A 24,572-nucleotide genomic window follows, 5' to 3' on the forward strand; every position below is an offset into this window, starting at 1 on the left:
AATAAATACTTTTTTCTATTCCACATGTACTTTTATCATATTTTGCGACCTTTATTCGTTCTAGTAAATCATTTTGGTTTTAATGTATACCGAGCAAAGATGATACTATCCTTCTATGAATCGGACAAATTACAGTTTGCAGGGGAGCAATCCCCAGTTCGTGTTCGAGATAAGTCGCCGGCGGCGGGGACCCCAGTACCAACGCTCCACCGGTGACAACCCGCTACAAGAAATTTTTGCCTTTTAATTAAGAGTTGGAAAACAGTTAAACGCGCTTCGCTTGGACGAAACTGCTTTTCCAACGAGAACGCAGGCAAAAATTTCTTGCTTCACGCGGAATGTCAAGGCTACGCTTATGATACTGGGGCCCCCGCCGCCTCGGTTAGAGTCGGCACGAAGCTACTACACCCTCGGAGGGTGAAGCTCGAGGAAACTCACCACATCCTCAGCCGCCGCTAGGGGCAGTGCCATAAACGAAGCGTTTGATGTTTTTCGTGAAGAACGAAATTTTTATCCTCACCGTTCGTCGAAAAATTGCTACCGTTCAAGCGAAGCGCGTTTTGCAACTTTTTCGATGCCTAATTAAAGATAAAAATTTCGTTTAGAAAAACATCTCCCGCGTAGTGTTGGCACTGCCCCTAGCGGCGGCGAAGAGCTGCTTCGAATAAAGCTACTCTAACCGATAAACTGTAACTTGCTAAAAATCCGCCACCTCTTTTCGAGCCAGCGGATTCTCCTATTTTACCAACTCCACCGGGGAGAGCACGGCGGCTCCCTGGCTGTTGGTAAATATATCTGCTTTTACATGAAACACCTTGGCCAGCATATCCACCGTCAAAATGTCCCGTGGCGTCCCTTGGGCAATCACCTTGTGATTGGTCAAAACCGCCAATTCGTCAGCATATTGCAGGGCGTGATTGATGTCGTGGAGCACCATAATAACCGTCATACCATACTGCTCCTTGATATGGGTCACAATCTCCATGACTTCCAATTGGTGAGCAATATCCAAATACGTTGTCGGCTCATCCAACAGCAGGTACTGGGGCTGCTGGGCCAAGGCCATGGCCAAAAAAGCCCGCTGCCGCTCGCCACCGGATAAGGTCTGCAACTGGCGGTTGGCAAATTGCTCCACCTTCGTCACGGCCATTGCCCACTCCACAGCCTCCCGGTCTTTTTTCGCATTTCCCGGATGGAACCAACTGCGATAAGGGAATCGCCCGTAATCCACCAGCTGCTGCACGGTGGTATCCGCCGGTACCGTTGCCCCCTGGGGAAGAATCGCCAATTTCTGCGCCATAGCCCGGCGGGAAATCTTTCGGATATCCGTACCATCCAGCCGGATTGTGCCGCTGTAATTGCCACTTAGTCCTGCTGCCATGCGCAGCAGCGTCGACTTGCCTGCACCATTAGGCCCGACAACCGCCGTCCGCTTCCCCGCCGCAAAGGTAACCGATAGGTCATGCAAAATCACTTTATGCCCGATTTTTACCCCGAGCTTCTCAACTGTTAACGCCATAGTCACAGCTCCTTTCTGAGCAGGAACAGGAAAAACGGCGCCCCCAGCACGGCCATGATAATGCCCACGGGAAGTTCCACCGGGGCAAAGGCCGTACGGGCAAAGGTGTCACTAAAAGTCACCACAGCCGCTCCCAACAGAGCGCAGGCCGGCAACAGATAGCGATGGTCGGAGCCGATTAGCAGCCGGGCGGCGTGGGGCACAATGAGGCCCACAAAGCCCAAGAGCCCCACCACCGACACGGCGCTTGCGGCCAGGATTGCCGCCACCGCCGTCAGCAAAAGCCTGGTCTTTTCCACCGAAAGGCCCAGCCCCCGGGCCAGCTCATCCCCCAACTGGAGGATATTTAAATGCCTGGCGGCGAAAAAAGCCAGCAACAGCCCAAGTAATGTATAGGGCCAAAGCAGCTCCACATGGGGCCAGCTCCTGGCAGATAATCCCCCTACCATCCACATCAGTGCACTGTGAACCCGGTCACTGTAGAAAATCATCATGGCGGAAATACCCGCGCCGAAAAAAGCCGAAACCGCCACACCAGCCAAGATGATGCGAATGGGCCGAATGCCATTTTTCCAGGCCAGCAGGTAAATCATCACCGCCGCCCCCATTGCGCCCACAAAGGCCACCGGCGTAATGAGCCAGCTAAATTCCGGCAGCAATAGCATCACGAGGATTCCCGCCAGCCCTGCCCCGGACGAAATGCCAATAATGTGCGGGTCCGCCAGGGGATTTTTCATAATGGCCTGCAAAATAGCTCCCGAAAGGGACAGATTGATGCCCACCAAAGCGGCCACCAAAGTTCGGGGCAGCCGGATATTCATCAGAATCTGCTGATGGGTGCCAATGCTTTGGCCCCCAAAAACCGCCAGGATTTCCTGCAAGGGAATCTCCACAGAGCCCTTCATTACACTTATCATACATCCCAAACACGCCAAAACGGCAAATACCACCAAAAGGGATATCCGCCGCTTGGATGAGCAGTCCGCTTTTAGACTGCCCTTCGGAATGGTTTGTTCCGTTGTTGTCTTCATTACTGGAATACCTCAGGGTAAACACATCTTGCCATATTCTCCACCGCGTCCGGATAATGAATTCCCGGGCTCAGCAGGAAGAGATCCTGGGGCAGATAATATACGTTTCCGTCGCGGACGGCCTTTACCGACTGCCAGGCAGGATTGCCCTTCATATCCTCGTCCATCTCACTTTTGATGGCATCCAGCTTTCCCATGCTGGTAACAAAAATCAGCTCTGGATTCTGGGCCACCAAGGTTTCGAGGCTATAGGGAGCTGCATCTGGGTTCTTCTCCAGCGGAGTCGTACCGGCCGCCACATTTTCCCAGCCCAACATCTTTGCCACGGAACCGGCAATGCTGCCTTCCAGCTGCACCGTAAGCCCCTGGTTGGTGCTATGGATGACCGATACCCGGCGCTTATCCTTGGGAATCTTATCCCGGACGGCCTTTATTTTGGCATCCATATCCGCCACTAGCTGCTCGCCTTTCTCCTCAGCCCCCGTTACCTTAGACAAGATGCCAACCTCACGCTTGACGTCCTCATAACTCTTCATATCCAGCACCAGTGTCTTAACCCCGTTGCTTTCCAAGGCATCCACCAGCTTTTCGTTCATGCCCTTATTGATGATGACAAGGTCCGGATTGCAGGCCAGCACCTTTTCTACATCAATCTGGTAGACCTTGCCAACGCTTGTCAGCTCCTTGGCAAAGGCCGGCATCTTCGTCTTAGAATCCGGCCGGCCTACGACCAGTTTGGCTCCATCCACCGCTTCCAACGGCTCTAAAAACGAGGCCGACGTCACCACAATGCGCTCCGGCTTCTTCGCTAGGACTACTTCGCGTCCCAAATCATCCGTTATCACCGCATATGCGGAAGAAGAATCGGCGCCGCCGTTGCTAGGCGAAGAACCACACCCGGAAATAACGGCTGCCACCACCAGCAGCATCAGGAATAGTAGCTTTTTCATGCCATGACCTTCCCTTCCTCAGTTTTTCCGCGTCAAAATCGTTGACAGATAATTGAGTTTTTCTCCTTTGTGCTCCTCAATATCCCGAATGATTTTCTCATCGGGAAGGCCGGCCCGGCTCACGAGAACCGCCTGCTTGGCCATATCATTTCGCGCCAGCATATCCGTAACCTCATCAAAGTTTTTATAGACCTTCATCAAGACCACATTGTCAGCGGCCTGTACAGCCTTTTCCACTTTTTCCGGCGGTGCCGTAGCCGGTACAATGCTAAGCACGTCATCCCCTTCCACAATGGGATAGCCCATGAGGCTGCCAATGGCGGCAAAGGCCGGAATCCCCGGAATCGTCTGGATCTCAATATCCTCATGCTCTAACAGCCGGTACACATAAATATACGTGCTATAGAACATGGGGTCACCCAGGGTCAGGAAAGCTACATTCTTGCCAGCTTCCAAAAGCTCCAGGATTTCTTTCTTATTCTGCTCCCAGGCCTCCGTGCTGTTTTCGGCAAAGCCCTTAACCATTGGAAATACCTGATAAACAATCTCCACATCATCCTTCAGATATGGTTTTGCAATGGAAAGTGCCACACTGCCATCTTTTTTCTCCGTTTTCGGCGCAATCAGCACATCCACCTTCTCAATGGCCCGAATTGCCTTCACCGTCAAAAGTTCCGGATCACCAGGACCCACGCCAATTCCATAAAAAATCCCACGCATATCTACAGGTACCTCCAAATTTTTCGTAAATTCTTGCTGCATCTCTTGCACATGACAAAATTTTACACCTGTCCATAACCGATGTCAAACACCGGCGCTTCCCCTTGACCGGTCAAAAAAAAGCTGACCGGTCAATTGACCAGTCAGCTTTCATCAAATCGATTATTTGAGCATTGCCAGCATCGTACCAGCGGCCACCGCCGTACCGATAACGCCAGCGACGTTCGGGCCCATGGCATGCATGAGCAGGTAGTTGCCCGGTTTGGATTTCATGCCCACTACCTGGCTGACACGCGCAGCCATCGGAACAGCCGATACACCAGCCGAACCAATCAGCGGATTGATCTTCCAACCGGAAACGCGGCACATAACCTTGCCGAAGAGGACACCACCGGCAGTACCGGCAATGAAGGCCACCAGCCCCAGGCAGATAATCAACAGGGTCTGGGGAACCAGGAAGTCATGGGCGTTCATGGTCATACCAGTACCTGTTGCCAGGAATATCGTAACCATATTGCACAGGGAGTTCTGCGCCGTATCCGACAAACGATCCATAACCCCCGACTCACGGAACAAGTTGCCCAGCATCAGGCAGCCCAGCAGCGAAGCAATAGGCGGCAGCAGCAGGCTGATGATGATGGCAGCCACAATGGGGAAGCAGACACGCTCGAACTTCGTAACCGGGCGCAGCTGCTCCATAACCACTTCCCGTTCTTTTTGAGTAGTGAGCAGCTTCATGATCGGCGGCTGAATCAGCGGAACCAGGGACATGTAGGAATAAGCTGCTACGGCAATGGCACCTAAGAGATGGGGTGCCATCTGAATGGAAAGGTAAATAGCCGTCGGGCCATCAGCACCACCGATGATGCCGATAGCGCCAGCCTCTTGCACGTTGAAGCCCAAAAGCATGGCACCAACCAGAGCAACGAATACACCGATCTGAGCAGCTGCCCCTAAGAGCAGCGTAACGGGACGGGCCAGCAGCGGACCGAAATCCGTCATGGCGCCGACTCCTAAAAAGATAAGGGGCGGGAAAATCTCATTGGCAATGCCATAATGGATTGCCTGCATGAGACCCGGCTCCTCAAAAAATCCCGTGCGGGGGAAATTAGCCAGGATGCAGCCAAAGGCAATCGGGCCTAAGAGCAACGGCTCAAATTCCTTAACGATTGCCATGTAGAGAAGTACCAGACCGACCAGAATCATGATTCCGTTGCCAGCCTCAAAAGCCGAAAAACCACTGTCAGCCCAAACAGCCTGCAGGGATACAGCGAATGCATTAAAAAGCTCCATAATAATTCCTCCTTCCCTGCCTTACGACCGACGATTCGACAAGCGCATACGGCCCGAATTCTTCCAACCATCACGCTGGATTGGACGAATGGCACGAATCTGCTCCACGCCATAGCCATAGCTGGCAATTGCCGCAGCGATAACAGCCACAATCTCCGGAGAAATCCCCTTCTCGTCAACTGCTGCTTCCGCCACCGGTGCAGGCTCTGCTGCTGCCACCGGCTCTGCCGGCAGTGCTTCCTCCTGCTTCTTTTCCTTTGGTCTCGTCGGGTCAATCACATGAATCAGATTAATCACAAGCCCCAATGCGGTCAACACTAAGAATACGACTGTCATGTTTATCAACATGATGATTAATGGATTAGTAGTTACTGGATGTGACATAAACTCACCTCATTTAGATTTGGGCTATAATGCCGAATATTAGGTAACCATAGTTTTATTATAAAGGAATTTTCGCAAAATAAAAATATTTTTATTGAATTTATATCATAGCCTAAAGTTATCCGAAAATTCCTCTTATTTTGACCATCCACTAAGTGCTAAGGCCTTTTGGGCCTTCGAAACGTAAAGCTCCCGAAAGGAAGGATATTCGCCCAAGCCCTGCAGCCTGGTGCGAACTGCAAAACCGGCAGCCATCAGCTGACTTTTCCAGGAAGACTCGGCCTCCCCGGCCATATCCCGGGTCACATGGCTGCCCCCCGCCAGCAGCAGCGGAGCCAGCATTATCTGCTGGGCTCCCCGCTGTTTCAAGCGGGAAATGACCATGGATAGATTGGGCGTATCCGATGGCTCTAGCACACCAATATGAACCGGCAGGCGGCGTTCATCCACCACTTGCTGGAACCGTTCATAAACAGGATTATGATGATGGGGTGATCCATGGCCCAAAAACACCAGCTGCTCCCCCTTCTCCAGGGAAAATTCTGGAAGGATTGCCGATAGCACCGCCTTATAATCTTCTGCCGCATCAAAGACCGGCCGGCCGACCATAAGACCAGCTGAAAACCAACCCTCAGCTTCCTGGGCAGCAGCCACTATCTTGCCGTCAAATTCCTCGCCGGGGGTCAAATGAGAGGGCTGAATCAGCACGCGGGAATATCCCTGCGAGGCTAAGCTTTTCAGCAGCTCCGGCAGGGACGGAATTAGCACCCCCTGTCCCTGCAGCCGTTTGCGAATAAAATTTGACGTATAGCACTGGAAGACATCCCAGGCTGGAAAGCGCTCTGCCAATAGCTTTGCCGAAGCGTCAAGACTGGCCTGACGGGCCCGGACATCACTGACACCAAAACTGGTAAAGACCAGCGCCTGTTTAAAAACGCTCAATTTCAGCCCTGCTCTTTCTTGACCACATCGGCGATGCGATGGCAAATAACATCGAGCTGGGACTGGTCCGGACCTTCCGCCATAACGCGAATCAGCGGCTCCGTACCAGACGGGCGAACCAGAATACGGCCATCATTGCCGAGTTCTTTGTTGCCTTCATCAATGGCAGCCTTAATGGCTTCGTTTTCTTCCCAGCCCTCTTTCGTTGCCACGCGGACATTGACGAGAAGCTGCGGATACGTCGTCATCAGCGCTGTGAGTTCCGACGCTTTGCGGCCGCTGCGTTTCAAGGAAGAAAGCACCTGCAGCGCCGTAATGGGGCCGTCACCCGTGGTAGCATAATCCGAGAAGATGATATGACCGGACTGCTCGCCACCAATCTTATAGCCGTTCTTCATCATGTTCTCTAAGACATAACGGTCGCCAACCTGGGTGATTTCTACCCGGCCGCCGGCCTCTTTGATGGCCTTGTGGAAGCCGATGTTGGCCATAACTGTGGAAACTACCGTATTGTACGGCAGCGTGCCTTTTTTCATCATATCCTGGGCACACATAACGAGGATATGGTCACCGTCGATAATCTGGCCCTTCTCATCGACGCAGAGGGTGCGGTCCGCATCGCCATCATGGGCAATACCAAAGTCTGCGCCATTTTCAATAACAGCCTTCTGCAACGATTCCATATGGGTAGAACCGCAATTGTCGTTGATGTTCACGCCATTGGGCAGAGCATGAATAACTTTGACCTTGGCCCCCAGTTCGCGAAGGACGCGGGGCATAACCTGATAGGAAGCGCCGTTTGCGCAGTCCAGAACGATTTTCATGCCATCAAAACGCTCGGAGCAAGTGCTCAGAACGAACTCGATGTACTGGTTCAAAAGATCTGTGCGGTACTCGATATGGCCGATTTTATCGCCAGTAGGACGAGCAAGATTATCATCATTTTCCAGCTGATGAACGATTTCTTCCAGTTCATCCTCCACCGCATCTGGCAGTTTGTAGCCATCACCGCCGAAGAACTTGATGCCGTTGTCATGGAAAGGATTGTGGGATGCCGAAATAACGATACCAGCTTTGGCCTTATGACGGCGAGCCAGGTACGCAATGGCCGGCGTCGGGATGACACCTGCCAGCATTGCCCGGCCACCAGCCGAACAAATACCTGCCGTCAGGGCAGCCTCAAACATCTCACCGGACAGACGGGTGTCGCGGCCGATGATGATGAGGGGCTGTTCTTCGGATTCCCGGCCGAAGTAAATCGTTGCAGCGCGCCCCAGGCGGTATGCCAACTCCGGCATCAAAACCGCATTTGCCTCTCCACGGACACCATCCGTACCAAATAATCTTGCCATTAGTATATCCTCCTATTTCTCAATAAGAATTTTCTAAATTCGTATCAACTCTTAATAGTATGCACATTTTTGCTTAAAAATGCAAGTGCGGCTTTCAGTCCATCCACTGCTGCACTCATGATTCCCCCGGCATAGCCAGCGCCTTCTCCCATGGGATAGAGCCCCGGGGCAGCCTCAGCCACAAAGGTATCCCGGTCACGGCGGATGCGGCAAGGTGCCGACGAACGAGCCTCAATGCCCGTCATCACAGCCCCTTTATCGGCAAAGCCCGGAATCTTTCGGTCAAACCAGGGAAGTGCCCCCTCTAAGGTCTTGGTCATAAACTCCGGCAAGCAGTCATGAAGATCCACGGCCTTAACACCGGGCTGATAGGTCGGTGTCGTCAAAAACTGCGTCGAGCCGGAAGTCCCCCCTAAAAAGTCCCCCACGGTCTGAACAGGAGCAAAGTAATTGCGGCCGCCTAGTTTAAAGGCCAGGGCTTCTAATTTATCCTGCAGCATCATCCCCGCTAAGACCTCCTGACCGAAGTCATCAGGTCCCACCTGCACCAACAGCGCCGAGTTGGCAATACCAGAATCGCGATGGTAATTGCTCATGCCATTGGTGCAGACATGCCCTCGTTCAGACGTTGCCGCTACCACCTGACCACCGGGGCACATGCAGAAGGAGTAGGCGCCTCGCCCCGTTACCGGGTCCTTATAGGTCAAGGAGTAATCCGCCACAGGCAGCCGCGGATGACCAGCATCCTCGCCGTACTGGGCCCGGTCGATAAATTCCTGGGGATGTTCAATGCGCACCCCCATGGCAAAGGGTTTGGCCTCCATGCGAAGACCTTTCCCCAGCAGCATACGATAGGTATCCCGGGCCGAATGACCGATCCCCAGGAACACCGAATCCACGGCCAACCGTTCTTCCCCGTTGACGATTACCGCCTCAACCGCACCGGCGGCGTTAAATTCCATATCCGTAACCTGGCTGCCAAATCGCACCTCGCCCCCTAGGCGGATAATCTCTAAGCGGATATTTTTGACAATTCCCCGCAAAAGGTCCGTGCCAATATGGGGCTTATGCAGGTAGCGGATTTCCTCTGGTGCTCCCGCCGCAATAAAAGCTTCGATGACATCTGCCATATGACTGTCATTGATGCGGGTCGTCAGCTTACCATCGGAAAAGGTGCCAGCACCTCCCTCACCAAACTGAACGTTTGACTGGACATCAAGGGCGCCGCCCTGCCAGAACTTCTGGATATCCTGATGACGCCTGTCCACGTCTTGCCCTCGTTCGAATACCAGGGGCTTCCAGCCAGCTTTCGCTAGGGTCAGAGCCGCAAACATTCCCGCCGGGCCAAAGCCCACCACCACTGGCCGCTTTTCCCTGGCCGAATAAGTCCGCAGGGCCGGTGCAGTAGAAAGCTCTGGCTTGATAAGCTCCACGTTCTTATCCCGCTTCAACCGCTGCAGAACCTTTTTCTCCGGTTCCGTCACCGTTACATCCAACATATAAACAAATTGCACCGGGGCACCGCGATAACGTCTTGCATCCACAGCCTTACGCACAATTACCACCCCAAGCACAGCCTGAGGTGGTAATTTCAAGCGTCGGGCTGCAAGTGCTTTCAAGCTGGATTCATCGTCAAATGCCACCTGAAAATTTCGTATCCGAATCACTTGTAACCTTCACTCCAATATATTATCTTTTTACTCTTTCTTCTTTTCCTTCACCAGGAGATGTACCACAACCTCCTGATTGGTAACGGCAATCCCCTCCGGCAAAACCAGTTTGACCGTGCGGTCGGTATTTCCCGTTATTCCTGCCAGGGAAATCTTCTCCGTCAGCAGCGTGTCCACACCAGCGATAGCCTTTTCGTTGCCAGCGATTTCAATCTTCAACGGATCTACCTTCGACCCAACGAATTCATAGCCCTTGTCCAAATCATCGCCGATGGCAGCCTGAACCGTAACGATTTTCTTCATAAGGCCCCGGGCCATCTGAATCGTAACGTACATCTTCGACGGTTTGACCACCACTTCCTGTACCTCACGGCCCTCGGCATTGATGGCCGTCAGAGGCACCTGAATGTCAAAATCGCTGTCGTTCTTGCCCGTAAGGCCGATATAGCCGATAACCCGCTCCACTTCGTTGACGGCCGATTCCGGACCTTCAACTACGACCTCCGAACTTGCCTGGCTGACTTTCGCTACCGCCACCCCAGGCGCCGGTGCGCCATTGACATTGACAATAGCCCGAACCTTGCGCTCCACAATGCGGTCCAAGGTCACCTCAACCGTCGACGGCTTTTCATCTACCACCTCAAAGCCCTGGGGGGTATCCACCTGAACCTTGTAGGCCTTCTTGCCGCTTTCCGCATCTTTCAAATCAACATAGGCCTTGAAGTCCTCCGAGTTGGTCGAAACGAACAGAGACCGCGCCCCCCGGACTTTGACCTTGACCGTTCCATTTTCCTGGGAAACCTTATATCCTTCCGGCACATTTTTCAGCTTAATCTGGACGTTATAGGTTCCCTCAATTGCCGGATTCTGGTCGTTCATAACGTAGCCCCATAGGACAACGGCCACGACTAAGGCCACGATTTTCGCAACCAAATTGTGTTGTATCATATGGCGAAGGCTTGAAATCATCTTTTCTTCCTCCAATTCCGAACCATATCCTTGATGCCAGCATCCGGTGAAGCAAAGGCCGGCATCAGAACGGCCTTTAAGGTCTCCCCATCAAGGTGGCGTATGATATGACCGTTTTCCGCCACGGATATCGTGCCGGTCTCCTCGCTGACTACCACCACCAGCGCATCGCATTGCTCCGAAATGCCGATGGCCGCGCGGTGGCGCGTGCCAAGCTCCGTGGACAGGGTGCGATTCTCCGTTAGCGGCAGCAGGCAGCCAGCAGCAATCAGGCGATTGCCGCGAATGACAGCAGCGCCATCATGAAGGGGCGTGTTGACGATAAAGACATTCAAGAGGAAATCTGCCGTTATGAGTCCATCAATCTGGATGCCCGTAGCGCTGATGTCGTTAAGGCCCATATCCCGTTCAATAACCAGCAGTGCACCAGTTTTCGTTGCAGAAAGCTGCTTGACGGCCTTTGTCAATTCATTTACCACCGAACGAGCCTGCTCATCATTTAGCAAGGCAGCGGTGCCAAAGAAGGTTCCCTGGCCAAGGTGCTCCAAGGCCCGGCGAAGTTCTGGCTGAAAGACGATGGGTAAAGCCACAAATAACAGCGTTACCGCTTTTTGCAGCAGCCAGGAAATGACATGAAGCTCAAACCAGCTGCAGACCATGGTAAGGGCCAACAAAACAAGAACACCCTTCACCAAGGTAATGGCCCGGGTATCCTTCAGCATCACATAAATTTTATATAAAATAGCTGCTACAATCAAGATGTCAATCAAATCGAACCAGCCAATGGTCGATAAGATTCCATGAAATTGTATCGGCATTGTAATATCAAACGGCATATATAAAACTCCCCATTGTCGTATATCGTTATCTAAAAAACTATTCGAGTTCCTTCCATAGAAATCCTTGTTACCGTCAAAAAATTTTAATCCTAAATTCTCAAAATTAGCTGAAAAAAGGTCTGCTGTTCAAACAGCAGACCTGCATCGGTAAAAATACCCTTATTTGATTTCACGAATCCAGCCTTCCGGCGCTTCAATCGTGCCAATCTGAATTCCACGAAGTTCATCATAAAGTTTCGTAAGAACAGGGCCCATCTTTTCCATGCCGCTTGGGAAACAAATCTCCTCGCCATGGTTGACCACCTTGCCCACAGGGCAGATGACAGCGGCCGTACCACAAAGGCCAGCTTCCGCAAAGTCTTTGAGTTCGGTGAACTTGACAGGACGATGCTCAACGGTATAACCCATTTTCTCCGCTAACGTAACCAGCGAGCGGCGGGTGATCGATGGCAGAATCGAATCAGATTTCGGCGTGACAATCTTGTTGTCCTTGGTGACAAACAGGAAGTTTGCACCGCCGGTCTCCTCCACATAGGTCCGCGTTGCGGCATCAAGATACATGTTTTCATCATAGCCGTTTTCATGGGCCAGGATGTACGGATACAAGCTCATAGCATAGTTAAGGCCGGCTTTGATGTTGCCCGTACCATGCGGGGCAGCACGGTCATAATCGCTGACGCAAATCGTAATTGGTTTGACACCGTTCTTGAAGTAAGAACCAACCGGTGTACCAAAGAGGCGGAACTGATATTCATCCGACGGCTTTACGCCAATGACCGGGCCCGTGGCAAAAAGATAAGGACGAAGGTACAAAGCACCGCCCGTCTCATAGGGTGGAATCCAATCTTTGTTAGCAGCCACCACCTGGTCCACTGCCTCCATAAACATTTCCTCGGATACCGGCGGCATCTCCAAACGCTTTGCCGAATCCATCATGCGCTTAGCATTCATATCCGGGCGGAAAGTTACCACGCGGCCATCCTTCGTCTTGTACGCCTTGAGTCCTTCGAAGACCTCCTGGCAATACTGCAGGATGCCAGCACACTCATTGAGAACTACATTGGCATCTTCCGTGAGTTCGCCTTTCCCCCACTTGCCATCTTTGTAGTTCGCTACATAACGTTTTGTGATTGGCTGATATGCGAATCCGAGATTCTCCCAGTCAACGTTTACATTTGCCATAGTAAAGCCCCTTTTCTTTCATCAAAGTAACTCTATTTTAGCCCCGCCCTATACAGTTGTCAAGTTGTAAACCAACTTTTTTCTTTCTCCTGCAATATTTTTATAAAGGTAATCCGTTTTGAAAAGACATTTGTTTCATCAAGCCTGCTGATTCTTCCGCAGAACTTGGCGGGCTGCCGGCAATTTATCCCGAATATCCGAGGCAATCAGCCCTTCCCCCTTTTCAGCGTAAGCCAAATCGCCGGCCAGGCCGTGGAGGTATACCCCCAGCATGGGTGCCAAAGCGCTTTCCGTCTGCATCATCAATCCGGCAACCGTACCAGCCAAGACATCACCAGAGCCCGCCGTAGCCATGCCGGCGTTGCCCTTCGTCGTAAAGAACACATCCCCGTCAGGGTACGCAATCAACGTGCATTCACTCTTCACCACCAATACGCACTGGTATTCTGTAGCCGCCTCCCGGACGATGGGAACCAGCGACTCCCGAAGCTCTGGAACCGTAACGCCTAAAAGCCCGGCCATTTCCCCAAGATGCGGTGTCAAAACCGGCACCTGCTGCATCTTGCACAAATCATCTGGCTGGCGCTGGAACGCCACAATGGCATCGGCATCCAAAATAAGCGGCTTTGTGACCTTCGCCGCAAAAATCCGGACCAATTCCTGGGTGCGGTCAGCCCGTCCCAGCCCCGGGCCTAGCAACACGGCATCGTAGGATTCGGCCAGGGACAGCAGGCAGGAAAGGGCCCCTTCGCCGCCTAACACGCCATCCTCCGTTTCCGGAATGGGTACCGTCATAACCTCCGTCAGTTTTGCTTCCACCACCGGCTGAACGCTCTGGGGAACCGCCAAGGTAACAAGACCGGCCCCAGCCCGCAGGACAGCGGTTGCGGCCAGCACCGCAGCACCGGTCATGCCCCGGGAACCTGCCACCACAAGAATGCGGCCACAAGTCCCCTTATGGGCCGAAGGATTTCGTGCCGGCAGCAGTTCCGTGGCTACGGCATCATCGAGCAAATTCTGCTTAATCTGATTTCCCATCAAAAGCTCACGGGGAATGCCGATGTCATCCACCAGCAGTTCCCCCGTCATATCCGCCCCCGGGCTCAGCAAATGGCCGATTTTCGGCAACCCCAACGCCAGGGTCATATCCGCTTTAACTGCCACCGTGGAAATTTTGCCGGTATCCGCTTCAACGCCGCTGGGAATATCGATTGCCAGCACCGGGCAGCTGGCCTTGTTGAGTTCTTCGATAATCCGCAGATTTTTCTTGCGCAATTCCCCTTCAAAACCTGTGCCCAACATGCCATCGATTGCCCCATCGGCAAACTTCAAGGCAAAATGAAGGCGGTCCCAATCCCGGTCACTTTCCAGCGACTGCATCTCAATGTTCATCGCTGCAAGGGCACGATACATGACCATGGCCGCTTCTGAAAAATGCGTATGGTCACCAGCTAAAAACAATTTTACCTTGGCCCCCATATTTTGGATATGGCGGGCGGCGCCAAGGGCATCCCCACCGTTGTTGCCACTGCCTGCCAATACACATATCGTCTTTCCGGCCACGCCCTTTAACATCGTGTCCAAGGCCTCGGCTACGCGGTGTCCCGCATTTTCCATCAGAACCACAGCTGGCAAACCATATTGTTCCAGGGAAACCTTGTCGATTTCCCGCATCTCCTTGCTTAACGATACCTTCATTTCTTCCCCTCCATCACGCATTGTGCGGTAGCATATTCTTTTGTATGACTCAGCGAAATCCAAACCTTTTCCACCTTTTTTTCGTCGGCGAGTCTAGCAAATTGACCGGTCAATTTGACCTGTGGACAGCCCAGTTCATCGGGCAGGATTTCAATTTCCTGCATCGTTCCCTCACGAAGGCCAGTGCCGAAGGCTTTGAGTATCGCTTCCTTACCAGAAAACCGTGCCGCATAGCTTTGTGCCCGCTGCATTCCACGGCTTTCGCAATAGCGCCGTTCTGCTTCCGTATACACCCGCTCACAGAACCGCGGATTCGCTATCGCCTTTTTTACACGGCTTACTTCCACTATATCTGTTCCAACGCCTAAAATCAAGCATACTCCTCCTATCTTGCTGCATAAAAAAACCGGCCTAAAGGCCGGCTTATAAAATCAATATGTTGTCCCTGTCATCGAGCTGCCCGCCGCGCCATTTGTAGCTGGAATGTTATTGGTGGTGCCACTAGTGGGCATCCCATCTGCGCCAGTGTCCGGCGAACTCGTCTGCTTGCTGGGGTCCTTTTCATCCGGATTAAACCGATAATTACGAGCGATAAAGATTTCTACGCGACGATTCTTCGTGCGCCCTTCCTCCGTGGCATTATCGGCCAAAGGACGATATTCACTATAGCCAATAGCACTAAACCGCTTCGGATTAAGACCAGAATTGCTGGCCAGCAAAGCCTTCATGAAATTAAGGGCACGCGCCGAGCTCAATTCCCAGTTCGACGGGAATTGGCTATTGCTGATTGGCACGTTATCCGTATGACCAGACACTACGACCCGCTCCGGTACCGAGGAAAGAATTCCCGCTACCACCGGAATAATAGACTGTGCCTGTCCAGCCAGCGTTGCCGACCCGGAGGGAAACAGTGCCCGCTCTTTAATGCGAATCATAAGTCCCTGCTCGTTAAGCTCCGTGCTCAGCTGGTCATCCAGTTTATTCTGCTCGATGTATTCCTGCATCTTTTTCTGGATTTCCTCCAGCTGCTGATTCTCCGCCAGATAAGCGTGATTACCCTTATCCTCATCCGAGGGCATCTCCGCCCGGCGTCCCATATTCGGCCCCATCTGGTTAAAGAAGGAAGGACCGCCCATGTTAAAAGCCGAACTAAAGGCCTGGGACAGTTCTGACATCTTCTTTTGGTCCGTCTGGGAAATAGCGAACAGAGCGATAAAGAGTGCCAGCAACAGGGTCATGAGGTCAGAATACGGCAGGAGCCAAGGCTCGCCTTCATGTTCTTCATGAGGCGCTGCATGTTTCTTTCTAGCCATCAAATCACTCCTTCTTCAGCCCTTCGCGCTCGGACTGCGGGATGAATACCATTAGCTTAGCCTCAATCTGGGTCGGCGAATCACCGGCCTGCAGAGAAAGGATTCCTTCAATAATCATACGTTTTTCGCTAACCTCTGCCTTGGACAAGAGTTTCAGCTTGTTGGCCATAGGCAGGTAAACAACGTATGCGGTAAAAATACCAAGAATCGTAGCAACGAATGCTGCTGCGATAGCGTGACCCAGTTTGTTAACGTCGTTCAAGTTACCCAAAGCTGCGATAAGGCCGATAACGGCGCCCAATACACCAAGGGTCGGTGCATACAGACCAGCCTGCTCCAACATGGCACGTCCTTCAGCATGACGTTCCTGCATAACGGCCAGCTCCGCATCTAAGACATCACCGACAAAGTCCGGATCCATACCATCGATGACCATGCTCAAACCCGTACGAAAGAAAGGATCATCAATGTCCTGAACTTTGCTCTCCAATGCCAGAATACCTTCACGGCGAGCAATCTGGGAAAGCTCGATGAAGAGGCTCAACAGCTCAGCCTTTTCATGCAGGGCTGGTTTGAAGAAAACCATCTTAATCAAACCAGGCAGCTTTTTGAGCTGATTCATGTTGAATGCCGTAAATAAGCAGGAGAATGTACCGCAGATGATGATAAGAAATGCGGCTGGGTTATTTAATGAGCTGATCGGTGCGCCCTTGATGATCATACCCACAAATACGGAGATAAGACCGCCCACCGCACCTATGACAGTTGAAATTTCCAAAATAATAGCCCCCCTAATTTTTCCGTAAATTAACAGGAAACGATTCCCGAATCACATTACATCCTTATGTCACATACTTATATATTCCATGTTCAGCGAAAAAATCCTACTGAACCGCTTTAAAAAATATTTTTTTATTTTTCCATAATAAATTTTTGTTATCTTATCATATATTCGTGAAAAGTATGATATAATAAAAACCGAATAAAACTAGTTTATAGAGAAAGAAGCGATACTATGGAATTACGACAACTTGAATATTTCCAGATGGCAAGCCGTCTGCGAAATATCACCAGAGCTGCCGAGCGACTGCGAGTTTCGCAGCCCAACATCACCGTAGCGATAAAGAAATTAGAAGCGGAACTCGGCATTCAGCTCTTCGACCGCAGTCAAAAACAACTGTCTCTGACCCCGGAAGGAGCCGTCTTCCTCAACCGGGTCGAACTCGCCCTCCGCAACATTCAGGATGCTGTTTTAGAAGTCAACGACTACAAACAGCTTCAGAAAGGTACCATCAAAATCGGCATCCCGCCAATGATGGGCGCCTACCTCTTCCCGAAAATCTTCTCCAGCTTCCAGCGCCAGTATTCCCATCTGGATATCTTCATGCATGAAGAAGGTTCCATGTCCATCCGGGAACAGTTAGAACAGGACGACTTGGATTTCGGTATCATCATCATCTCCGGCGCCTCCAATCATCTGCAGCTTCTCCCCATGTCCAAAAACCAGGTCGTGTGCTGCGTGCCGGAAAACAGCCCTCTGGCCAAGAAAAAAAGCATTTCGTTGCAGGACATCGCTGATACGAATGTCATCATGCTCAAGGAAGGGTCCTTCCTCCGGCAGACCATTCTTACCAAGATGAAAACCGAAAACATAACGCCCAACATCGTTTTGGAATCCAACCAGGTCATCACCCTCAAGGGCCTAGTTGCCAATGGCGTCGGCGTTGCATTCCTCTTAGATATGGTAGTCGAAGACACGCCAGGTGTCAAGGCAATTCCTCTTGCCGACCCGATTTTTGTCGACGTTGGTCTTGCTTGGAAAAAAGACCGTTATATTTCCAAGGCAGCTCAATCCTTCATCGACTTCTGCAAAGACCTGCTCAAACAGAAACACGAAGTATAAGTACAAACAAAAAGAACGCATCCATGGATGCGTTCTTTTTGTTTGTATTTCCCTTATGCCTTTAACAGTGGCACCGTCAGGCTGCCAGTCGGCATGAGAATATAGCTAGGATCCTTGCCCACATACTGCTCGGCGAGTTTCAATGCTTCTTCCACACTGTCAACAGCACCGGCAAAGAGCATGTCTTTGGCCAGCTGTTTATCCAGCCCCGTTACCAGGATAAAATGGGCTTTCTTCGACAGGCGGGTAATGGCATAGGCTTTGTTGGCGCCAATGACGAAGCGTTCTTTCAGCTTCGCCTCAATGGCATCAGCCGTCTTCAACTCACGGCAGGTCTCTTCCAGAACCTTGCTGCCGCTTCCCTCTTCACATTCTGCCAGCAGGATAACCACACCATCCTGACGCGTGGCCAATACGGCATTGTCCATGGTTTTCTGCATCTGATAGACATTGATATCCTTCGGATACCCGCCGCAGCTGACAATGGTGACATCGGCCTGCTTGGTAATGGGCACACCGTACACTTCATCGACAAACTTGCAGGCCTCTTGATGGGCCTTGATGTAATCCCCAGCGAAAATTTTCAGAAAGCGATGTTCCGCATCGAGAATCGCATTGAATAAGATTACGCTGCGTCCCTTTGCCCACAGAGCCACACCTTCCATCTGGTCCTCATAAACCGGATTGCCGATGGTCCGCCCCAGCCCAGCATTAGGGTCCATCATGAAGCTATGATTATTTCTGACGGTCTCCATAGCAGCGCAGCCTGGCAAAACCGCCTTGCGGCCGCCACCATAACCGCTGAAATAATGATGAACGATAGTACCCGTGAGAATAACATGGTCGCTATGGCAAATGTGCTTATTGATAAGCACTGGCGTAAAGCGACTGGTAGTACCGAAATACTCAAAATCCTCCGGAACATTGCAATCGCTGTTAAACATCTTGATGCGCTTGGCTACTTCCTCGCCGACGCCTTCTGCCATTTCCTCTTCCGTCATCAGGCGATGGGTTCCCAGAGAGAAGACAATCTGCATGTTTTCATCGGGAACCCCCAGCTTATTAAACTCGTTGACCAGCACGGGCATAAAGTCGAAACTATTCGCCACCCGGGTGGGGTCATTGCAGATAAAGGTAACCGTATCCCCCGGTTTGATAACCTCATTGATAGGTGCCTGGCCAATGGGATGATAAATAGCATCAAGCACCGCCTGCTTAACATCCGTTAGCGGCTTCACAGCCGGCATCTCAATCTCTTTAATCACCTTTGACTCATCGATAGAAAAGGATTTGGTCCCGTGACCATAATGGAACGTATACTCTTTTATCAAGAAATCACCCCCGTATAAGCGAAAAAGATGACATCAGCAAATGTCATCTTTTTCTTTAACCTCTGCTAATGATTAGTAGAGAATATGTGCGATTACGAAACCAACGCAGCAGCCCGTGAATACACCGAGAAGACCCGGAATCATGAAGCTGTGGTTCAGGATGTACTTACCAATCTTCGTCGTGCCGGAACGGTCAAAACCGATGCAAGCCAGGTCGGACGGATAAGTCGGCAGGAAGAAGTAACCATAGATTGCCGAGATGAAGGAAATGATGATAACCGGATCGGTACCAATTCCCAGAGCCATCGGAACAACAATGGATACGGCAGCTGCCTGCGAGTTAACGAGTTTCGAAGTAAAGAACGCAATCAGCGCGTAAGCCCATGGATAATTCTGTACAGCCGAACCAAGGACTTCCTTGAGGAATGCCATGTGGTTGGAGAAATACGTATCTGCCATCCAAGCAACACCATAAACGGAGATAACAGCTACGAGACCAGAACGGAATACCTGGCTGTTACCAACATCTTTTGCCCTGACTTTGCAAGTGAACAGCATGATTGCACCCATGAGGAGCATGATCATCTGGATAACCGTAGTCATCGAAATCGGCTTCAGAACGCCTTTAGCATTCGGGAAGGCCGGCAACAGCTGCGGGCAGTTGCCCAGTACTGCGATAACAACGATACCGATGAGGAAAATGTACATGGAATGATAGTACGAAGACGGAATCTCTTTGCCGATAAGGCTTTCCGAATCACCGTAAACATACTCTTTGGACTCTGGGTCTTTGATGAGCTCCTGGAAATCCGGATCATCTGCCAGTTCCTTACCGCGGCGATAGCTCCAAAGTGCTGCAACCACAACACCGCAGAACGTAGCCGGGATGGAAACCATAAGCAGGTTCAGGACCGTATACGGCAGACCTGCAGCCGAGAAGAAGCCAATGAAACCAACGAGCGCAACAGATACCGGTGAAGCACTGATACCCATCTGCGAAGAAACCGAAGCAACAGCCATCGGACGTTCCGGACGGATGCCCTCTTTGATAGCGATATCATAGATGATTGGGAACATCGTGTAAACGACGTGACCAGTACCGCAGAGAATCGTCAGGAACCAAGTCGTGATTGGTGCATACAGCGTAATGCGTTTCGGGTTGCTGCGCAGGAACTGCTCAGCATACTTCAGCATAACCGTAAGACCACCAGCAGTCTGCAGGAAGCCTGCGCAGGTAACAACTGCCATAATCGTAAGCATAACGCTTACTGGCGGCGTACCTGGTTTGTAACCAAAGCCAAACGTGAAAATAATAAGACCTATTGCACTGACAACAGCCAGGCCGATGCCGCCATGACGCACGCCCACCACTAAGCATGCCAGCAGCACCAGGAAACCAAGAAGCATTTCCATAGTGAAATCTCCCTTCCTAAAAAATAAAAACATAAACTCTTCTGTGCCCATCCCCTTACCTAAGCTGCTAATATAAATAATGATTATTTTGAGCATAGATAAGAGTGACACACAACCCAGATGGATTGTATCGGATTCCCCTTGGCATACTAATTCGTCATACTTAATCAAATTCCTGCTGCTGCAGAAAAAAATATGATTAACTATTCTGAATCGTGCCAATTACAATACAATCTCCCTGAACCCACGGTATATTATACTAGAGACCTTTTCATAAGTAAACACTATTTATTATAGAAATATTTAATAATTATTTTTGTTTATCATATATTAACCCATGTTAATTATAATCTCCAAAATGCCGGCAAAGCCGCTCATAAAGAAAAAATATTTTTTTGTTTACTATTGAGAATGCATATTGATATGGTATAATATGCTAAAAAGTTATATTAGAAATCATACTATTCAGGAGGTATTGTTTATGGCAACCATTAACGATAACTATCTAAAACTAGCCGGCAGCTATCTTTTTGCTGAGATTGGCCGCCGTGTCGCTGCATTTAAAGAAGCCAATCCTCAGGCCGATATCATTCGCCTGGGTATCGGCGACGTCACCCAGCCGCTGCCAGCAGCCTGCATCGAAGCAATGCATAAAGCCGTTGATGAACTTTCCCAGGCGGAAACCTTCCGTGGTTATGGTCCGGAACAGGGTTATTCTTTCTTGACCGACGCCATTATTGAAAACAATTATACCAAGCGCGGTATTTCCATTGATTCTGATGAAATTTTTGTCAGCGATGGCTCCAAGAGCGATTGCGGCAACATTCAGGAAATCTTCGGTCTCGACAATAAAGTCGCCATCACGGATCCGGTATACCCAGTATACCTTGACACCAACGTCATGGCCGGACGTACTGGCACCCTGCAGGCCGATGGCCACTTTGAAGGCGTAACCTACCTCCCCTGTGATGCCAGCAACAACTTCGCACCGGAACTTCCAAAAGATCATGTGGATATGATTTACCTCTGCTGCCCGAACAACCCAACGGGAACCACACTCTCCCGTGCAGAGCTGAAAAAATGGGTTGACTATGCCCGCGAGAATCAGTCGGTCATTCTCTTCGACGCTGCCTATGCCGCTTATATCACCGAAGAGGATGTACCACGTTCCATCTACGAAATCGAAGGCGCAAAGGACGTTGCTATTGAGTTCCGTTCCTTCTCCAAAACCGCCGGCTTCACCGGAACCCGTTGTGGTTACACCATCATTCCGAAAACCGTCAAAGGCCGTGCTGCCGATGGAACCCTGGTGGAATTCAACAAGCTTTGGAATCGCCGTCACACGACGAAATTCAACGGCACAGCTTACATTGTTCAGCGCGGTGCCGCTGCCATCTACACGCCGGAAGGCCAGCAGCAGGTCAAGGAACTCGTTGGCTATTATATGGAAAATGCCCGCATCATCCGCGAAGGACTCGAGGCAGCTGGCATAACTGCTTATGGCGGCGTCAATGCTCCCTATATCTGGCTCAAAACACCAAACGGCATGTCGTCCTGGGACTTCTTCGACAAACTGCTCACCGAAGTCAATATCGTCGGCACACCAGGCGCTGGCTTTGGTCCCTGCGGCGAAGGCTACTTCCGTCTTACAGCCTTCGGTGACCGTGAGAACACCCTGCGCGCTGTTGAACGCATCAAAACGAAACTGCGCTTCTAATTTCCACTAACGCAAAAATGCCCCGTTGACTCAACTGCGAGTCAACGGGGCATTTTATATCGTTAATGAAAAAATAAATGGAGGATGAACCAGACCACAATGCCAACACCAGCTAACACCAGCATAAGCGGTCCCAACACGAAGATGACAAAGGCCGCAATTGCCAGCAGCGTAAGAACAATAGCAATGCGATTTACCCAACTGATACGGCCAAACAACAAATCCTTCCAGCTTAAAGTCTGAAAAACCAGCCGATCCGTCTGCTTTACCTTTTCCTCTTCTCTGCCAGTGCTCTCATCAATAGTAATCCCATCATAATCGTCGCATTCCGTCTCCGACATAACTCTTACTTCCGGCTCTTTTTCTTCCATGCACCGCACCTCCTGCTATACTGCTAGGCTCATTCAAAATACATCGACCGGATAAATCCCTCTTCCGATAAATAACGTGGGTCAAACAGCGAGCAGCCAAGCTTCTCCCGCATATCCACCATACAATTCAGCACGTCGTCCATTGCAGCTCCCAGGAAGCTGACAATCTCTGGCAAACTGGATAAATCCGTACCATTTATTTCCGCAAACTTCAGCAGCGCTGCCGTAATAAGAATCGATGGATTCATTTCCCGATAGGGGCAGCCGGATACGGCACAATAATCCTCAAATAACCGAAGCGCCAGCTTGGCGGAATACTGGCTCATGCCAAATTTAATGGCGAAATGATGCAGTGCCTGCCGGTCATGCTCAGGAATGGCCAAATCCGTCGTTGCCTCTTCCGCAACGGTTTCCACGGGATTTGCATGAACCACCTTGAGCTGCGCAAAGCGGGCCAAAATATTCAAGGCATGCCGAACCGCACCGGCTTCACGTCCCAAAAACTCCTCCATGGTTGCTTCCGGCGCCTGACATTTAAAGAGTTCATACTGCTTTAGAATCTCCGATTTCATTCGCTTCTGCAATTTTTTGCTGGCCGGCAACACCGTGACGTAATTCAGCATCATAATGCCCTTGCGGTGGATATGACCATACAAAAGACATTCCTCTACCTTGTCATCCATCATAATGGGCATGGGCAAATCCAAGATTTCATCCGTCAACAGGTTCCGGCAGGAAACAAAGTCCACATCAAAATATTCAATGGAAAACACCGAAAACTTCGCCTGCATCAAATCCAGCAGAATATCGCGCTCCGACGGCGACAAATTCTCCTGCTCCTTTTGGAAAAAGAGATGGACCGGGGGTTCATCGGAGCTCAACAGATGATAGTCGAATAAGAAAAAATCCCAAAAACTCAGCCAAAAAGCCCGGGCTTCCTCATCAGAAAGGTTATCCCCTAACTCCGTTACATCCGGCCCCACGTACATCATGACCGCCCGGTCTAAATCCATTTTGTATTTCGGCTTGCGGAAAAAAGCATCCATGCGATGAAGCAGTCCATCCATCAATGCATTGAGATGCTGTATCTCTTCATCGGAAACATCTTCCCGATGCTCCAAGGAACTGTAAAACTCATCGGCGGAACGACGCGGCGGCATGGAAAACTGCTTGCCCTTTCGAAAGGATGCGCGTACCTCTTTCATGAACCCAGTCAGGTCCTCAAAATCATCCTGCCGGGGTAAATAGGCATAAAACTCTTCCAAAATCCCCAGCAGATGCATAACCGACGTTTCATCCAGACAAAAATCACTGTCCTCCTGCTGATAGCGATAGACCAGTTCTTGATAGTCATTTACCGTCAGCGAGCTTACGGAATAGAGATTGAGCTGCTCCACGTAAACGATAACCAAAGAAATAATGGTCCATATTTTCTTCAGCTCATTGTCGTGAACCCCATGCCAAGCTTTACGGCGCAGATATTTTTCTACAACATCCTGAGGCAGAATCATATCCAGAGCGGATTTTCCCTCATAAAAATACTCTACCAAAGAATACACATTTTTCATAAATCTGAAACCCCGAAATTAAATATAGTCACAAATGCTATTATAACATAAGCACACAAAAAAAGACACCCACAACCGCAGGTGTCTCAATTTAACTGGCAACTCCCTATCCTCCCAGTCCGTCTCCAGACAAGTACTTTCGGCGTATATGTGCTTAACTACTGTGTTCGGTATGGGAACAGGTGGAACCACATAGCCAGCGTCACCAGATTTTCTTTGAATGAACTATGTCCACTCAAAACTATACAGAAGAAATTCGAACATTTTAGATGAAAAGTTAAGCCCTCGACTTATTAGTATTGGTCCGCTGCATGCCTTACGGCACTTCCACTCCCAACCTATCTACCTTGTCTTCTTCAAGGAGTCTTACTAGATTAACTCTATGAGATACTTCATCTCGAGACGGG

The 24,572-nt window shown here is 50.6% G+C and carries 22 protein-coding genes and 2 rRNA genes; 2 read left to right on the forward strand and 22 right to left on the reverse strand.

Going from position 1 to position 24,572, the window contains the following annotated elements:
• Positions 1–736 precede the first annotated feature (736 nt).
• From BLQ36_RS06705 to motA, 16 genes are all read right to left on the reverse strand, one after another.
• Entirely contained in the window at positions 737–1,519 is a 783-nt protein-coding gene (locus tag BLQ36_RS06705) for an ABC transporter ATP-binding protein (protein ID WP_081342253.1), read from the reverse strand.
• A 2-nt stretch (positions 1,520–1,521) separates the two neighbouring features.
• Entirely contained in the window at positions 1,522–2,550 is a 1,029-nt protein-coding gene (locus BLQ36_RS06710; RefSeq protein WP_074514784.1) for a FecCD family ABC transporter permease, read from the reverse strand.
• Positions 2,550–3,500, reverse strand: a complete 951-nt coding sequence (locus tag BLQ36_RS06715) for an ABC transporter substrate-binding protein (RefSeq protein ID WP_074514785.1) — start codon at positions 3,498–3,500, stop codon at positions 2,550–2,552. Before BLQ36_RS06715 ends, BLQ36_RS06710 begins: the two co-directional genes overlap by 1 nt.
• 18 nt (positions 3,501–3,518) lie before the next feature.
• Complete coding sequence (cobI, locus tag BLQ36_RS06720; protein WP_074514786.1) at positions 3,519–4,220, reverse strand: precorrin-2 C(20)-methyltransferase; 702 nt, start codon at positions 4,218–4,220, stop codon at positions 3,519–3,521.
• 162 nt (positions 4,221–4,382) lie between these two features.
• Positions 4,383–5,513 carry a sodium ion-translocating decarboxylase subunit beta gene (locus BLQ36_RS06725; protein ID WP_074514788.1) on the reverse strand — a complete coding sequence of 377 codons (1,131 nt, stop codon included), beginning with the start codon at positions 5,511–5,513 and terminating at the stop codon, positions 4,383–4,385.
• A gap of 21 nt (positions 5,514–5,534) precedes the next feature.
• Positions 5,535–5,897, reverse strand: a complete 363-nt coding sequence (locus tag BLQ36_RS06730; protein ID WP_074514789.1) for an OadG family protein — start codon at positions 5,895–5,897, stop codon at positions 5,535–5,537.
• A 135-nt stretch (positions 5,898–6,032) separates the two neighbouring features.
• Positions 6,033–6,839 (reverse strand): sirohydrochlorin cobaltochelatase, encoded by an 807-nt coding sequence (locus tag BLQ36_RS06735; protein ID WP_074514791.1) that lies wholly within the window; start codon positions 6,837–6,839, stop codon positions 6,033–6,035.
• Between the two features lie 2 nt (positions 6,840–6,841).
• Entirely contained in the window at positions 6,842–8,191 is a 1,350-nt protein-coding gene (gene glmM, locus BLQ36_RS06740) for a phosphoglucosamine mutase (protein WP_074514792.1), read from the reverse strand.
• Between the two features lie 44 nt (positions 8,192–8,235).
• Entirely contained in the window at positions 8,236–9,858 is a 1,623-nt protein-coding gene (locus BLQ36_RS06745) for an NAD(P)/FAD-dependent oxidoreductase (RefSeq protein WP_074514794.1), read from the reverse strand.
• Between the two features lie 30 nt (positions 9,859–9,888).
• Positions 9,889–10,830, reverse strand: coding sequence for a YbbR-like domain-containing protein (locus BLQ36_RS06750; RefSeq protein WP_074514795.1), 942 nt, complete (start codon positions 10,828–10,830; stop codon positions 9,889–9,891).
• On the reverse strand, positions 10,827–11,666 hold the full coding sequence (cdaA, locus tag BLQ36_RS06755) for a diadenylate cyclase CdaA (protein ID WP_074514796.1): 840 nt from the start codon (positions 11,664–11,666) through the stop codon (positions 10,827–10,829). Before cdaA ends, BLQ36_RS06750 begins: the two co-directional genes overlap by 4 nt.
• A 162-nt stretch (positions 11,667–11,828) precedes the next feature.
• Positions 11,829–12,851, reverse strand: a complete 1,023-nt coding sequence (locus BLQ36_RS06760) for a branched-chain amino acid aminotransferase (RefSeq protein WP_074514798.1) — start codon at positions 12,849–12,851, stop codon at positions 11,829–11,831.
• Positions 12,852–12,989: 138 nt separating this feature from the next.
• Positions 12,990–14,549, reverse strand: a complete 1,560-nt coding sequence (locus BLQ36_RS06765) for a bifunctional ADP-dependent NAD(P)H-hydrate dehydratase/NAD(P)H-hydrate epimerase (protein WP_074514799.1) — start codon at positions 14,547–14,549, stop codon at positions 12,990–12,992.
• Positions 14,546–14,923, reverse strand: a complete 378-nt coding sequence (gene acpS / locus BLQ36_RS06770) for a holo-ACP synthase (RefSeq protein ID WP_074514801.1) — start codon at positions 14,921–14,923, stop codon at positions 14,546–14,548. The genes BLQ36_RS06765 and acpS overlap by 4 nt, the downstream gene beginning before the upstream one ends.
• Positions 14,924–14,980: 57 nt before the next feature.
• Positions 14,981–15,862 carry a flagellar motor protein MotB gene (locus tag BLQ36_RS06775; protein ID WP_074514826.1) on the reverse strand — a complete coding sequence of 294 codons (882 nt, stop codon included), beginning with the start codon at positions 15,860–15,862 and terminating at the stop codon, positions 14,981–14,983.
• A 4-nt stretch (positions 15,863–15,866) separates the two neighbouring features.
• Positions 15,867–16,640, reverse strand: coding sequence for a flagellar motor stator protein MotA (gene motA / locus BLQ36_RS06780; RefSeq protein WP_074514802.1), 774 nt, complete (start codon positions 16,638–16,640; stop codon positions 15,867–15,869).
• 237 nt (positions 16,641–16,877) lie between these two features.
• On the opposite strand from motA, the gene BLQ36_RS06785 reads away from it, so the two are divergent.
• Positions 16,878–17,765 (forward strand): LysR family transcriptional regulator, encoded by an 888-nt coding sequence (locus BLQ36_RS06785; RefSeq protein WP_074514803.1) that lies wholly within the window; start codon positions 16,878–16,880, stop codon positions 17,763–17,765.
• Between the two features lie 53 nt (positions 17,766–17,818).
• On the opposite strand, the gene larA is transcribed toward BLQ36_RS06785, so the two are convergent.
• Both larA and BLQ36_RS06795 read right to left on the reverse strand, forming a co-directional pair.
• Positions 17,819–19,096, reverse strand: a complete 1,278-nt coding sequence (gene larA / locus BLQ36_RS06790; protein WP_318260934.1) for a nickel-dependent lactate racemase — start codon at positions 19,094–19,096, stop codon at positions 17,819–17,821.
• Positions 19,097–19,168: 72 nt separating this feature from the next.
• Entirely contained in the window at positions 19,169–20,509 is a 1,341-nt protein-coding gene (locus BLQ36_RS06795; protein WP_074514805.1) for an anaerobic C4-dicarboxylate transporter, read from the reverse strand.
• 481 nt (positions 20,510–20,990) lie between these two features.
• On the opposite strand from BLQ36_RS06795, the gene BLQ36_RS06800 reads away from it, so the two are divergent.
• Positions 20,991–22,226 carry an LL-diaminopimelate aminotransferase gene (locus tag BLQ36_RS06800; protein WP_074514806.1) on the forward strand — a complete coding sequence of 412 codons (1,236 nt, stop codon included), beginning with the start codon at positions 20,991–20,993 and terminating at the stop codon, positions 22,224–22,226.
• A gap of 62 nt (positions 22,227–22,288) precedes the next feature.
• Here BLQ36_RS06800 and BLQ36_RS06805 read toward each other — a convergent pair whose 3' ends face one another.
• From BLQ36_RS06805 to BLQ36_RS06820, 4 genes are all read right to left on the reverse strand, one after another.
• Positions 22,289–22,597 (reverse strand): hypothetical protein, encoded by a 309-nt coding sequence (locus BLQ36_RS06805; protein ID WP_074514808.1) that lies wholly within the window; start codon positions 22,595–22,597, stop codon positions 22,289–22,291.
• 29 nt (positions 22,598–22,626) lie between these two features.
• The gene (locus tag BLQ36_RS06810; protein ID WP_074514809.1) at positions 22,627–24,165 is read right to left on the reverse strand and encodes a hypothetical protein; all 1,539 of its coding nucleotides are present in this window, start codon (positions 24,163–24,165) and stop codon (positions 22,627–22,629) included.
• 93 nt (positions 24,166–24,258) lie between these two features.
• Positions 24,259–24,375: ribosomal RNA gene (rrf, locus tag BLQ36_RS06815) — 5S ribosomal RNA — on the reverse strand.
• 63 nt (positions 24,376–24,438) lie between these two features.
• Positions 24,439–24,572, reverse strand: a 23S ribosomal RNA gene (locus tag BLQ36_RS06820); the annotation flags it as partial.

The organism is Selenomonas sp. WCT3, from assembly GCA_900100835.1.
GTDB lineage: Bacteria > Bacillota > Negativicutes > Selenomonadales > Selenomonadaceae > Selenomonas_A > Selenomonas_A ruminantium_E.

Coding starts and splice junctions, on each gene's coding strand:
- BLQ36_RS06715 (WP_074514785.1), bottom strand. CDS start 3,500: ATGAAAAAGCTACTATTCCTGATGCTGCTGGTGGTGGCAGCCGTTATT.
- cdaA (WP_074514796.1), bottom strand. CDS start 11,666: ATGCCGTTTGATATTACAATGCCGATACAATTTCATGGAATCTTATCG.
- BLQ36_RS06750 (WP_074514795.1), bottom strand. CDS start 10,830: ATGATTTCAAGCCTTCGCCATATGATACAACACAATTTGGTTGCGAAA.
- glmM (WP_074514792.1), bottom strand. CDS start 8,191: ATGGCAAGATTATTTGGTACGGATGGTGTCCGTGGAGAGGCAAATGCG.
- BLQ36_RS06760 (WP_074514798.1), bottom strand. CDS start 12,851: ATGGCAAATGTAAACGTTGACTGGGAGAATCTCGGATTCGCATATCAG.
- BLQ36_RS06765 (WP_074514799.1), bottom strand. CDS start 14,549: ATGAAGGTATCGTTAAGCAAGGAGATGCGGGAAATCGACAAGGTTTCC.
- BLQ36_RS06725 (WP_074514788.1), bottom strand. CDS start 5,513: ATGGAGCTTTTTAATGCATTCGCTGTATCCCTGCAGGCTGTTTGGGCT.
- BLQ36_RS06775 (WP_074514826.1), bottom strand. CDS start 15,862: ATGGCTAGAAAGAAACATGCAGCGCCTCATGAAGAACATGAAGGCGAG.
- BLQ36_RS06810 (WP_074514809.1), bottom strand. CDS start 24,165: ATGAAAAATGTGTATTCTTTGGTAGAGTATTTTTATGAGGGAAAATCC.
- BLQ36_RS06805 (WP_074514808.1), bottom strand. CDS start 22,597: ATGGAAGAAAAAGAGCCGGAAGTAAGAGTTATGTCGGAGACGGAATGC.
- BLQ36_RS06785 (WP_074514803.1), top strand. CDS start 16,878: ATGGAATTACGACAACTTGAATATTTCCAGATGGCAAGCCGTCTGCGA.
- cobI (WP_074514786.1), bottom strand. CDS start 4,220: ATGCGTGGGATTTTTTATGGAATTGGCGTGGGTCCTGGTGATCCGGAA.
- BLQ36_RS06730 (WP_074514789.1), bottom strand. CDS start 5,897: ATGTCACATCCAGTAACTACTAATCCATTAATCATCATGTTGATAAAC.
- BLQ36_RS06710 (WP_074514784.1), bottom strand. CDS start 2,550: ATGAAGACAACAACGGAACAAACCATTCCGAAGGGCAGTCTAAAAGCG.
- BLQ36_RS06800 (WP_074514806.1), top strand. CDS start 20,991: ATGGCAACCATTAACGATAACTATCTAAAACTAGCCGGCAGCTATCTT.
- BLQ36_RS06795 (WP_074514805.1), bottom strand. CDS start 20,509: ATGGAAATGCTTCTTGGTTTCCTGGTGCTGCTGGCATGCTTAGTGGTG.
- BLQ36_RS06705 (WP_081342253.1), bottom strand. CDS start 1,519: ATGGCGTTAACAGTTGAGAAGCTCGGGGTAAAAATCGGGCATAAAGTG.